This is a genomic window from Burkholderia sp. Bp8991, from assembly GCF_003853795.1.
In the GTDB taxonomy this organism is placed as follows: Bacteria; Pseudomonadota; Gammaproteobacteria; order Burkholderiales; family Burkholderiaceae; genus Burkholderia.
The window spans coordinates 21,028-33,607 of the sequence record NZ_QTQJ01000001.1; the positions used below are offsets into that span (position 1 = coordinate 21,028).

Sequence of the window (12,580 nt, forward strand, 5' to 3'; positions counted from 1 at the left end):
CGTAGGCCATGCGGCCTATCCCTTGCAGGACCTGCTTCAGCCCTTGTCCGCGTACGGGTTGTTCGACGAACGGAACTCTATGCGCAATGGAGTCCCGGTCAGTGAGAAAGTTTCGCGGAATCGGTTTTCGAGGTAACGCTTGTAGGTTTCCGTCACCGCGTCGAGCGCGTTGCCGTGGATGACGATCAGCGGCGGATTCTGGCCGCCCTGGTGCGCGTAGCGCAGCTTCGGACGCACCGGGCCGCGACGACGCGGCTGCTGGAACTCGACGGCCTCGATCAGCGCGCGCGTGAGCTTCGGCGTCGGCAGCTTCGCCATCGCCGCCGCGTACGCGTCGTCGACCGAACGCATCAGCGCGCCGATGCCGGTCTTCTTCGCGGCCGAAATGTAGTGCGACTTCGCGAAGTCGAGGAATTTCAGCTTGCGGGTCAAATCCGCTTTCGCGCGGTCGCGCGCGTGGTCGTCGAGACCGTCCCACTTGTTGACGCCGATCACGAGCGCGCGGCCCTGCTCGACGACGAAGCCGGCGATGTGCGCGTCCTGGTCGGAAATGTCCTGCTGCGCATCCAGCAGAAGAATGACGACGTTCGCGTCGGAGATCGACTGCAGCGTCTTCACGACCGAGAACTTCTCGATCGCCTCGAACACCTTGCCGCGGCGTCGCAGGCCCGCGGTATCGATCAGCGTGTATTTCTTGCCGTTACGCTCGAAGTCGACGTAGATCGAATCGCGCGTCGTGCCCGGCATGTCGAACGCGATCACACGGTCCTCGCCGATCAGCGCGTTCACGAGCGTCGACTTGCCGACGTTCGGGCGGCCGACGATCGCGATCTTGATGCCGCGCGACGGGTCGTCCTCGTCCGCTTCCTCGGGCTGGCCCGCGTACGCGACTTCCAGCGCCTCGTTGATCATGTCGGTCACGCCGTCGCCGTGCGCGGCCGAGATCGCGCGCGGATCGCCGAGGCCGAGCTCGTAGAAGTCGGTCGCGACCGCCGTGTACTTCATCCCCTCGGCCTTGTTGACGACCAGGAAGATCGGCCGGCCGGTCTTGCGCAGGTAGTCGGCGATCGACTTGTCCTGCGGCGCGAGCCCGTTACGACCGTCGACGATGAACACGACGACGTCGGCTTCCTCGACGGCCTGCCGCGTCTGGCGCGCCATCTCGTGCAGGATGCCGTCCTTCGCGACGGGCTCGAAGCCGCCGGTATCGACGACCAGGTACGGCCGTGCGCCGACGCGCCCTTCGCCGTAATGGCGATCGCGCGTCAGGCCCGGCAAGTCGGCGACCAGCGCATCGCGCGAGCGCGTGAGCCGGTTGAACAGCGTGGATTTCCCCACATTGGGGCGCCCAACGAGGGCAATGACCGGTTTCATCTGTGTTTTCTACGGTGATGCGCAGCAGCGGGAGGCCCGCTGCTGCGGGCGGCTGCGCTGAATGAAAATATCACGAATTCGCGCCGCGCCGGATGCGCGCGCCGGGCGCGCGGTGCGCGCCGTCGTCTTTCGTTGCGAACTGCCTTTCAAATACCGAGCGGCCGGGGACACCGGCCGCCTTCATGTCGCGCGACCGCAGCGCGCGGGACAAGCCCGCCGCGCCACGATTGCGCTTGTTGCGTGCGCGTCAGCGCGGACGGAATCCGTACAGGCCACCGTCCTTGGTCTGCACGACGAGCGTATTGCCCGCCAGGACCGGCGCCGCGGTAATCGCGCTGCCGTCCGTCTTCATCCGGGCGATGAAGCTGCCGTCCTCGCGCGACAGGAAGTGCACGAAGCCCTTGTAGTCGCCCATCACGACCGCATGGCCGAGCAGGTACGGCACGCCGACGTCGCGGCTCTTCAGCTTGTCGTTGCGCCAGAGCGGGTTGCCGCTCGCCGCGTCGTAGGCCGTGACGACCGACCAGTCGTCGCCGCCGGCGACGACCGAATCGTCCTGCGCGAGACCGCTGCGGCTCGAGAACGCCTTTTCCCACAGCGGACGGCCCGAGTTCGCGTCGAAGCAGCCGAGCTGGCCCTGGAACGTGACCGCGCACGCCTGGGCACCCACGAGCGTCGGCGGACCGCTGACGTCGTTGATGCGCTCGACTTCGGTCACGCCCTTCGGGAACGACACGGGCGTCTGCCAGAACGGCTCGCCCGTCTGCAGGTTGATCGCGACCAGACCGCCGCCGGGGAAGCCCGCCAGCACGGCCGCATCGCCCGCGAACGTCATGCCGGCCGACACGCGCAGGTTCAGCGGCACCGCGCGGTTGCGGTAGTTCCACTTCTGCTCGCCCGTCTGCCCGTTGAACGCGATCACCTGACCGTCGATCGTGCGCACGATCACGAGGCCGTTGCCGACCAGCGGCGGCGAGAAGATCTCGCCCTGCACGCTCGTCTTCCACAGCTGCTTGCCGTCCGGGCCGAGGACGAACACACCGCCCTTGAGCGCGCCGACGGCAGTCAGGTTGCCGTCGCTGCCGACCCCGGCCGACAGGTCCGAACCGACCTTCGAGCGCCACAGCGTCTGGCCCGTCTTCGCGTCGATCTTCTCGACCGAACCGTTCTCGCCCGCCGCGTAGACGGCGTCGCCCACGGCCACCGGCGAGAACAGGTAGCGCCCGCCCTTGCCGACGCTCGCCTTCCAGACCTGTTGCACGTCCAAGACGGGCTTGAACTCGGTGAGCGGCGTCGGCACGCGGCGCACGTCCTTCGACGACGAGCAGGCCGCCAATGCCAGGACAGCCGCCGCGCAGGCTACGGGCACAGCGTAACGTTTCAGCAAATTCATCGGTTAGCGAAGCAGAGTTAAGAGGTTGAGGGGGCCGCGATCAGCCGCCGAGCGCATCGAGCTTGAACTGCACGAGCTGGCGCGCGGACTGGTCGTCCTGCGACAGGCCGGCGAGCGCGAGCTTGTACGCGGCGCGCGCATCGTCGGTCTTGCCTTGCGCCGCGAGCAGATCGCCGCGGCGATCGGCCACGAGGCCCTTGAATGCATCCACCGGCGTGCCGGACAGCAGCGCGAGGCCCGCGTCGTACGCCTTCTCGTCGAGCAGCAGCGACGCGAGACGCAGCTTCGCGATCTGCTTGTACTCGTCGTCCTTGGCGTGATCGGCGGCCCATTGCAGCTGCGCCTTCGCGCCGGCGGCATCGCCGGCCGCGTACAACGTCTTCGCCGCCGTGAGCGCGGTCATCTGCGCATACGGCGTGCTGCCGAACTTGTCTTCCATGTCGGCGGCCGCACGGGCCATCGTCGCCTTGTCGTTCGCGGCAGCGGCCTTCTGCACCTGCTCGTACAACCCGGAAGCCTCGGCGGCCTGACGGCGCTGCCAGTAATTCCAGCCGTTGAAACCGGCCGCGACGACCAGCGCCGCGAGCACGATCCACGTCGTGAGGTTACCCCAGCGGGCCCACCACGCCTTCAGACTTTCAATCGATTCTTGTTCGTCGTGATAACTCATCGGCGAGCGATTCCTTCCATTTCAGGCTTTTCTTGTCGAGCGAATGCCAGCGCGATCAGTCGTCGCCGTCTTCGGCGGATGCAACCATCGCATTGATTAGGAATTCGGTCAAGCTTTCGACCGGTACGGTCTGCTGAACGTTCTTTTCCCCGTCCTCGCCCGCGCCGCGCAGCGCTTTCACGCCCACCGTGCCGTTCGCGACCTCTTCTTCGCCGAAGATCACCGCGAACGCGGCACCGCTCGCATCGGCCCGCTTCATCTGCGACTTGAAGCTTGCCGGGCCGCCGTCGGCGCTGCAGTGGAAAATCACGTCGAGGCCCGTATCGCGCAGGCGCTCGGCCGCGATGAACGCCTGTTCGCGCGCCGTCTCGCCCTGGTGCACCACGTACACGTCGACACCTTCCTGCTCGGGCGCGAGATCCTCTTCCTTCAGCAGTTCGAGAATGCGCTCGATGCCCATCGCCCAGCCGCACGCGGCGGTCGGCTTGCCGCCGAGCTGCTCGATCAGCGGATCGTAGCGGCCGCCCGCCGCGACCGTGCCCTGCGCGCCGAGCTTGTCGGTCACCCACTCGAACACGGTCAGGTTGTAGTAGTCGAGGCCGCGCACGAGACGCGGGTTGATCTTGAACGGGATGTTGTTCGCGAGCAGCAGGCGCTGCAGCCCTTCGAAGTGGGCACGCGACTCGTCGCCGAGGAAGTCGATCAGCTTCGGCGCGTTCTGCGCGATTTCCTGCAGCGCCGGGTTCTTCGTGTCGAGCACGCGCAGCGGGTTAGTATACAGGCGACGCTTCGCGTCCTCATCCAGCACGTCGGCGAACTGCTCGAGATACTTGATCAGTTCGACGCGGTGCGCGGCACGCTCTTCGGCGAGGCCGAGCGAGTTGATCTCGAGCTTGATGCCGGTCAGGCCAAGGTCGTCCCACAGGCGCTGGCACATCATGATGATCTCGGCATCCGCATCCGGGCCCGCGAAGCCGAGCGCCTCGACGCCGACCTGGTGGAACTGGCGGTAGCGACCGCGCTGCGGACGCTCGTGACGAAACATCGGGCCGATGTACCACAGGCGCTTCGGGCCGTCGTACAGCATGTTGTGCTCGATCGACGCGCGCACGACCGCCGCGGTGTTCTCCGGGCGCATCGTCAGGTTCTCGCCGTTCAGCGCATCGGTGAAGCTGTACATCTCCTTCTCGACGATGTCCGTGACTTCGCCGATGCCGCGCGTGAAGAGCTGCGTGTGTTCGACGATCGGCGTGCGGATGTTCTGGTAGCCGTACGCGCGCAGCAGCGATTTCACGGTAGCTTCGAAGAACTCCCAGAGGCCGGCATCCTGCGGGAGGATGTCGTTCATGCCCTTGACGCCGGTGAGCTTCTCGATCTTGCGTTTCTGTTCAGTCATCGTTCGTGTGTGTGGACGAATTTAGTTCAGGGCCTCGGTACGGCCGTAATTGCGTGCGACGTAGTCGCTGACGATCTGCTGGAATTCCTCGGCGATCCGCTCGCCGCGCAGCGTCTTGACCTTCTCGCCGTCGATGAAGACGGGCGCGGCCGGGTTCTCGCCCGAACCCGGCAGGCTGATGCCGATGTTCGCGTGCTTCGATTCGCCCGGGCCGTTGACGATGCAGCCCATCACCGCGACGTTCATCTTCTCGACACCCGGATATTCCTTGCGCCAGACCGGCATCTGCTCGCGCAGGTAGGTCTGGATCTGCATCGCGAGTTCCTGGAACAGCGTACTCGTCGTGCGGCCGCAGCCCGGGCATGCGATCACCATCGGCGCGAACGAGCGCAGGCCCATCGTCTGCAGGATTTCCTGGCCGACGATCACTTCGCCGGTGCGCGACGCGCCCGGTTCCGGCGTCAGCGAAATGCGGATCGTGTCACCGATCCCTTCCTGCAGCAGCACGCCGAGCGCGGCCGTCGACGCGACGATGCCCTTCGAGCCCATGCCGGCCTCGGTCAGCCCGAGATGCAGCGCGAAGCCGCAGCGGCGGCCGAGTTCGCGGTACACCGCGATCAGGTCCTGCACGCCGCTGACCTTGCACGACAGCACGATGCGATCGCGGCCGAGGCCCAGCTCGACCGCGCGCTCGGCCGAGCCGATCGCCGACTGGATCAGCGCTTCGTACATCACGCTCTGCGCATCCCACGGCTGCGAGCGCGCGCCGTTCTCGTCCATCATGCGCGCGAGCAGGTCCTGGTCGAGGCTGCCCCAGTTCACGCCGATCCGCACCGGCTTGTCGTACTTCGCCGCGGCTTCGATCATCTGCGCGAACTGCGTGTCGCGCTTCGCGCCCTGGCCGACGTTGCCCGGGTTGATCCGGTACTTCGACAGCGACTCCGCGCAGCCCGGGTAGTCGCGCAGCAGCAGGTGGCCGTTGTAGTGGAAATCGCCGACGAGCGGGACGGTCACGCCCATCCGGTCGAGCTGCTCGCGGATCGCCGGCACGGCGGCCGCGGCCTCCGGCGTATTGACCGTGATGCGCACCAGTTCGGAGCCCGCGTTCGCGAGTTCCTTGATCTGGATCGCCGTGCCGATCGCGTCGGCCGTGTCGGTATTCGTCATCGACTGCACGCGCACCGGCGCATCACCGCCGATTGTCACGAGCTGCCCGCCCCAACGAACATCCACCGCATGCGACACGCGACGCGGCTGATGCCCGCCGAACACCGGCTCGGTTGAACAAATCTGACTGCTGCGTGGGGATTGAGCTTCGGATTGCATCGATAGATCCATTTACGCGGAATGCGCCGCGAGGCGGCGCATGAATTGAAAAAGCGCCGTGCCCTCGCGGCCTGTCCGGGACAGGCCTGCGCCACGGCGCTTGACGTCAGGGCAGCGTGAACCGCGCCACGTTACCCCGCGCTGCCGAATATTTTGCCGGATCGACCGGCTTTCCGTCGAACGCGACCGTATCAAGGCCTGCCTTGTTGCCGATCGTGACCTTGAACGGACCGTCGCCGGCGACCTGCTTCGTCTCGCCGGCCCGCACCAGCGCCGAGAACAGTTCCTTGCCGCTCTTGTCGCGCACGCTGAACCAGCAATCCTGCTTGACCTTCAGTTCGACCATCGACTGGCCTGCCGCGACCACGACGCTCGCGGGCTGGGCCGGCACGGCCGCGCTGCTCGCCGCGGCCGGCGCGACGACCGGTTGCGACGCGGGCACGGCGGCCGTCGGGGCCGAGGCCGGAGCCGGAGCAGCCGACGCAACGGCCTGCGGCGCCACGGCGGATGCCGCAACCTGCGCCGGGGCTTCGTTGACGGCTGCCGCCGACGCGCCGCCCGCGGCTGCCGCTTCGACGGAAGACGCCGCCGGCGCGCTGGCCGCCGACGCGTGTTCGGTACCGCCGCCCTTGAAGCGCGCGAGCCAGCTCGACGAATCGCCGCCAGTGTGCCACATGAGTACCGCGATCACCGCGACGACGACGATCGCCGTCCCCCACAGCCACGGATGATGGTGCGACGACCCGCCAAGCGGAATCGACACGCGGCCGCGCGGCAGATCCGTCCCCGACGACGCGGGCATCGACAGATCGACTTCCTGCACGCCACGCTCGCGGCGCAATGCATGGGCGAACGGCTCCGGATCGACGCCGAGCATCTTCGCGTAGCTGCGCACGACGCCGAGCGCGAACGTCACGCCGGGCAAATGGCTGATGTCGCCAGCCTCGAGCGCACGCAGCTTCTGCGGAGCGACCTTGAGCCGCGCCGACACGTCGTCGACCGTCCAGCCCTTCGCCTCCCGGAGCTGCGCCAGCCGGCTGCCGACGGCCGCCAGCGTTTCAAGCCCCGCCGGTGCCGGCTTCGCGGCATTCGTCTCTGCGCCGTTGGTCGGCTGCGGCTCACTCATCCTTGTCCTCGCGTCGATTCTTCTTCACTGGCGGGCGCCGCCGGCTCCCGCAACTGTCCATATCATGCGCGGCGCCGAGGCGCCGCGACCGATCGCTATTCGCGTGTTGTACCGCAAGAAGTCCAGGCATCCGCACCCATGCGGCCCCGACCAGGCGTCCCCGTCAGATCGCCCGAACTTCGATGATTTTTGCTGCTGCGCCCGTTCGCTCCGCCAGGCGCGTGCGGTCCTTCACGGCGCCGGCCAGCTGGCCGCACGCGGCGTCGATGTCGTCGCCGCGCGTCTTGCGCACGGTCGTGACGACACCCGCGTCGATGAGGACCTGTGCAAAGCGCTTGATCTGCTCCGGCTTCGAGCGGATGAGGCCCGATTCCGGAAACGGATTGAACGGGATCAGGTTGAACTTGCAGGGCACGTCACGCGTGACGGCCAGCAGTTCGCGCGCATGCGCTTCGGTGTCGTTGACGCCGTCGAGCATGCAGTATTCGAAAGTAATGAAGTCGCGCGGTGCGACTTTCAGATAGCGCTGGCACGCGGCCATCAGCTCGCGAAGCGGATGCTTCTTGTTGAGCGGCACCAGTTCGTCGCGCAGCGCATCGTTCGGCGCGTGCAGCGAAACGGCGAGCGCGACCGGCAATTCGGCGCCGAGGCGGTCCATCATCGGCACCACGCCGGACGTCGACAACGTGACGCGGCGGCGCGACAGGCCGTACGCGTTGTCGTCGAGCATCAGCCGCATCGCGGGCACGACCGCGCTGTAATTCAGCAGCGGCTCGCCCATGCCCATCATCACCACGTTGGTGACGACCCGTTCGGCCTTGCCGTTCGGACCGGGTGCGCGACCCAGCGACGCACGCAGCGCAAACTCGGCCATCCGGAGCTGACCGATGATTTCGGCTGTCGACAGGTTGCGGGAGAAGCCCTGCTTGCCCGTCGAGCAGAAGCGGCAGTTGACCGCGCACCCGGCCTGCGACGACACGCACAGCGTGCCGCGCGTCTCTTCCGGGATGAAAACGGTTTCGACCGCATTGCCGTTTCCGACGTCGATCAGCCACTTGCGCGTGCCGTCGGTGGAAACGTGATCGCTGACGATATCGGGCATCACGATCGACGCGCGGCCCTTGAGCTTTTCTCTCAGGGACTTCGCGAGATCGGTCATGCCGTCGAAATCGCCGGCGTTGTACTGATGGATCCAGCGCTGCAACTGCTTGGCGCGGAACGGCTTCTCGCCGAGGCTGCCGCAGTACGCGACAAGACCTTCGGCATCGAAGTCGAGAAGATTGACGGAAGTTTCGCTCGTCATGATGTGCTGCCTTGCCGCGTGCGCTGAATCCTGCCTACCTGTTGCCAGCCTGGGCTTAGCGCGAGTAGACGTTCATTTCCGGGAAGAAGAACGCGATTTCGACCGCGGCCGTTTCGGCAGCGTCCGAGCCGTGCACGGCGTTCGCGTCGATGCTGTCGGCGAAGTCGGCGCGGATCGTGCCCTTTTCCGCCTTCTTCGGATCCGTCGCGCCCATCAGGTCGCGGTTCTTCAGGATCGCGCCTTCACCTTCCAGAACCTGGATCATCACCGGGCCCGAGATCATGAAATCGACGAGGTCCTTGAAGAACGGACGTGCTGCGTGAACTGCGTAGAACTTCTCTGCGTCCGCACGCGACAGGTGTGCCATGCGCGATGCGACGATCTTCAGGCCGGCGCCTTCGAAACGGCTGTAGATCTGGCCGATCACGTTCTTTGCCACCGCATCCGGCTTGATGATCGACAGGGTGCGCTCGATTGCCATAAAAACTCCAAGAAATTAAGAAGTTACAGGTTCAAATGAATCCGCTATTGTAGCACGATCCCGTGTATCATTGCGATTGAACCCTTACACGAGTGAAAGGTTCCAAATCCATATGTTTTTTGCGCCGCCCGGCATTGAAACCTCGCGGCACGGAACGTATCTTAGCCATAGCTGCTCCGGTTTGCTGCGCCGCACACCGCGCGCGCCGAACCGGCCCCGGACGCCCATGCGTTCAATGTTAGGAGAAACCATGAACGACTATCCGTACAATTTCGGCCGCGGCGGCTCCGTCAGCACCGCGGAGGTTCGCAATCGCGTGCTGCGGAACACGTACTGGCTGCTCGCGCTGTCGATGGTGCCGACGGTGGTGGGGGCATGGGTCGGCGTCGCGACGGGATTCTCGCTGTTCGCGGCCACGAGCCCGATGATGAGCCTGCTCGCGTTCTTCGCAATCGCGTTCGGCTTCATGTTCGCGATCGAGCGGACGAAAAACAGCGCGGCCGGCGTGTTCGTGCTGCTCGGCTTCACGTTCTTCATGGGCCTGATGCTGTCGCGCCTGCTGAGCTTCATCCTCGGCTTCTCGAACGGCCCGTCGCTGATCATGCTCGCGTTCGGCGGCACCGGCATCATCTTCGCCGCGATGGCGACGATCGCCACGGTCAGCAAGCGCGACTTCTCCGGGCTCGGCAAATGGCTGTTCATGGGCGTGATCGTGATCCTGCTGGCGTCGGTCGCGAACATCTTCCTGCAACTGCCGGCGCTGATGCTCACCGTGTCGGTGCTCGCGATCGCGATCTTCTCGGCCTACATGCTGTTCGACGTCCAGCGTGTCGTGAACGGCGGCGAGACGAACTACATCTCGGCCACGCTCGCGATCTACCTCGACCTGTACAACGTGTTCACGAACCTGCTCGCGCTGCTCGGCATCTTCGGCGGCAACCGCAACTGACGTTCGCCGTACCCGATGAAAAAACCGGCCCTCGGGCCGGTTTTTTTACGTCCGCCGCCGCTCAGTCGCGCTCGAATAGCGCGATCGATTCGACGTGCGACGTATTCGGGAACATGTTCACGACGCCGGCGCCCTTCAGCCGGTAGCCGGCCTCGTGCACGAGCAGGCCTGCGTCGCGCGCGAGCGTCGACGGGTTGCACGACACGTAGACGATGCGCTTCGGCAGCGGGCCTTCGCCGCTCTGCGCGATTTCGGCCAGCGCCTTCGACACCGCGAGCGCGCCTTCGCGCGGCGGGTCGATCAGGAACTTGTCGAAGGCGCCGAGCGCACGCAGGTCGTCGCCCGTCACCTCGAACAGGTTCCGGCACGCGAACGTCGTATGGCCGTCGACGCCGTTCTCGCGCGCATTCGCGAGCGCGCGAGTCGTCAACGTCTCGCTGCCTTCGATGCCCATCACCTCGCGCGACAGCCGCGCGAGCGGCAGCGTGAAGTTGCCGATCCCGCAGAACAGGTCGAGCACGCGATCGTCGCGCGACGGCGCGAGCAGGCGCAGCGCGCGACCCACCAGCACGCGGTTGATCTGATGGTTGACCTGCGTGAAGTCGGTCGGCTTGAACGGCATGCGGATGCCGAACTCCGGCAGCGTATAGTCGAGCGGCACGTCGAGCGGATAGAACGGCGTCACCGTGTCCGGGCCCTTCGGCTGCAGCCAGAACTGCACCTTGTGCTCGTCGGCGAACGCGCGCAGCAGCGCTTCGTCGTCCGCATTGATCGGCTCCAGCACGCGCAGCACCAGTGCCGTGACTTGCGAACCGACCGCGAGCTCGATCTGCGGCATCCGGTCACGGATCGACAGCCCCTCGACCAGCCGGCGCAGCGGCACGAGCATCGCCGACACGTGCGGCGGCAGCACTTCGCAGCTCGTCATGTCGGCGACATAGCTGCTCTTCTTTTCATGGAACCCGACCAGCACGCCGCCCTTCTTCGCGACGTTGCGCACGGTCAGGCGCGCACGGTACCGGTAGCCCCACGACGGGCCGTGGATCGGCGCGAACATCGTCTCGGCGCGCAGCTTCGACAGGTGCCACAGGTTGTCCTCGAGCACGCGCTGCTTGATCGCGACCTGCGCGCGCATGTCGAGGTGCTGCATCGAGCAGCCGCCGCAGGTGCCGAAGAATTTGCATTTCGGCTCCGTGCGCAGCACGCTCGGGCGCAGAATGTCGACAACGGTCGCCTGCTCGTAGCTCGGCTTGCGACGGTAGCTCGAATAGGTCACGCGCTCGCCGGGCAGCGCACCCTCGACGAAGATGACCTTGCCCGGCGTGCCGTCCTCGGTCGCCGTGCGGCCGACACCGCGCGCTTCCATGTCGAGCGATTCGATCTCGAGAACCGGGGCAGGCCCGGGCGCGACGGGCGCATTTTTCGATTTGCGCGCAGAAGTGGGGACGGCTTCGGACACCAGCTTTTCCTGACAAAACGTTGAAGAAGGCGAGATTGTAGACGACGAAAGCCCGCGTCGCCCGCTTTCGTGGCGCAAGCGTCAATACTGACGCCTCTGCCGCGCCGCGTCATGCGGGAACGACCTGCAGGCAGCCCGCCGCCGGCCCGCATGCGCGGCCTCTCGCGAGCTCAGCCGGCGGCACACGTTCTGCTCACAACAGACTCAGGAGACTCGGGAGAATCGACCATGCGACTGATCGACTGGAACATCCAATGGGGTCGGGACGCGGACGGCGTCGTCGACCTGCCGCGCACGATCGCCGCCGCTCGCCGGCTTGGCGACTTCGACGTGCTGTGCCTGCAGGAAGTCACGCGCGGTTTCGGCGCACTGCCCGGCCAGCCCGGCCCCGACCAGTTCGCCGAACTGGCGGCGTTGCTGCCCGGTTATACGATCGTCGAAGCGGTCGGCGCCGACCTGCCGCCGCTCGAACCCGGCGCACCGCGCCGCCAGTTCGGCAATGCGGTCGCGACCCGGCTGCCGATCGGGCGCGTGCTGCGCCAATTGCTGCCGTGGCCGGCAGACGCCGACGCGCCTTCCATGCCGCGCGTCGCGCTCGACGTCGAACTGGTGTTACCGTCGGGTCGGCTGCGGGTCGTCACGACGCATCTGGAATTTTATTCGGCGCGCCAGCGACTCGCGCAGGTCGACGCATTGCGCGCCCGGCACCGCGAAGCGTGTGCGCATGCCGACCAGCCCGCGCCGGCCGAAAATGCCACGGGGCCGTTCAGCGAGACCGGCCAACCGCGTGATGCCATCCTCTGCGGCGACTTCAACAGCGCGTTCGGCAGCGACGCGTACCGGCGCATGCTCGAGCCGATCGCCGACGCACCGTCGTTCGTCGATGCGTGGATCGCCCGGCACCCGGGCCGCACGCCGCCGCCGACCGCCGGCGTCTACGACACTGCGCAATGGTCCGACGGGCCGCTCGCATGCGACTTCGTGTTCGTGACCGATACGCTGCTGCCGCACGTCACGCGCTGCGAAATCGACGGCGACGCGCGCGAATCGGATCACCAGCCGGTCGTGCTCGAACTCGATCGAAATTGATCGCGGCCGCCATG

At 66.4% G+C, this 12,580-nt stretch carries 11 protein-coding genes; 2 read left to right on the forward strand and 9 right to left on the reverse strand.

Annotated features, from left to right (window positions below):
* Positions 1–36 precede the first annotated feature (36 nt).
* The 8 genes from der to ndk form a co-directional block, all read right to left on the reverse strand.
* A complete protein-coding gene (der, locus tag DIE02_RS00095; protein ID WP_044848985.1) occupies positions 37–1,374 on the reverse strand; it encodes a ribosome biogenesis GTPase Der in 1,338 nt (445 codons plus the stop codon).
* Between the two features lie 247 nt (positions 1,375–1,621).
* A complete protein-coding gene (gene bamB, locus DIE02_RS00105; RefSeq protein ID WP_124486302.1) occupies positions 1,622–2,767 on the reverse strand; it encodes an outer membrane protein assembly factor BamB in 1,146 nt (381 codons plus the stop codon).
* Positions 2,768–2,807: 40 nt separating this feature from the next.
* On the reverse strand, positions 2,808–3,437 hold the full coding sequence (locus DIE02_RS00110; RefSeq protein ID WP_044848983.1) for a tetratricopeptide repeat protein: 630 nt from the start codon (positions 3,435–3,437) through the stop codon (positions 2,808–2,810).
* A gap of 55 nt (positions 3,438–3,492) precedes the next feature.
* A complete protein-coding gene (hisS, locus tag DIE02_RS00115) occupies positions 3,493–4,833 on the reverse strand; it encodes a histidine--tRNA ligase (protein WP_044848982.1) in 1,341 nt (446 codons plus the stop codon).
* Positions 4,834–4,854: 21 nt separating this feature from the next.
* A complete protein-coding gene (gene ispG / locus DIE02_RS00120; RefSeq protein ID WP_027787235.1) occupies positions 4,855–6,159 on the reverse strand; it encodes a flavodoxin-dependent (E)-4-hydroxy-3-methylbut-2-enyl-diphosphate synthase in 1,305 nt (434 codons plus the stop codon).
* Positions 6,160–6,265: 106 nt separating this feature from the next.
* A complete protein-coding gene (locus DIE02_RS00125; protein WP_124486301.1) occupies positions 6,266–7,285 on the reverse strand; it encodes a helix-turn-helix domain-containing protein in 1,020 nt (339 codons plus the stop codon).
* Between the two features lie 163 nt (positions 7,286–7,448).
* Positions 7,449–8,588: a 23S rRNA (adenine(2503)-C(2))-methyltransferase RlmN gene (rlmN, locus tag DIE02_RS00130; protein ID WP_044848980.1), complete on the reverse strand. Its 1,140-nt coding sequence runs from the start codon at positions 8,586–8,588 to the stop codon at positions 7,449–7,451.
* A 55-nt stretch (positions 8,589–8,643) separates the two neighbouring features.
* A complete protein-coding gene (gene ndk / locus DIE02_RS00135) occupies positions 8,644–9,069 on the reverse strand; it encodes a nucleoside-diphosphate kinase (protein WP_006478674.1) in 426 nt (141 codons plus the stop codon).
* Positions 9,070–9,319: 250 nt separating this feature from the next.
* Between ndk and DIE02_RS00140 the strand changes: the two genes are divergently transcribed.
* Positions 9,320–10,018 carry a Bax inhibitor-1/YccA family protein gene (locus DIE02_RS00140; protein ID WP_124486300.1) on the forward strand — a complete coding sequence of 233 codons (699 nt, stop codon included), beginning with the start codon at positions 9,320–9,322 and terminating at the stop codon, positions 10,016–10,018.
* 61 nt (positions 10,019–10,079) lie between these two features.
* On the opposite strand, the gene rlmD is transcribed toward DIE02_RS00140, so the two are convergent.
* Positions 10,080–11,477 carry a 23S rRNA (uracil(1939)-C(5))-methyltransferase RlmD gene (gene rlmD, locus DIE02_RS00145; RefSeq protein WP_082088767.1) on the reverse strand — a complete coding sequence of 466 codons (1,398 nt, stop codon included), beginning with the start codon at positions 11,475–11,477 and terminating at the stop codon, positions 10,080–10,082.
* 228 nt (positions 11,478–11,705) lie between these two features.
* Between rlmD and DIE02_RS00150 the strand changes: the two genes are divergently transcribed.
* Positions 11,706–12,566 carry an endonuclease/exonuclease/phosphatase family protein gene (locus tag DIE02_RS00150; protein ID WP_124486299.1) on the forward strand — a complete coding sequence of 287 codons (861 nt, stop codon included), beginning with the start codon at positions 11,706–11,708 and terminating at the stop codon, positions 12,564–12,566.
* Positions 12,567–12,580: the final 14 nt, after the last annotated feature.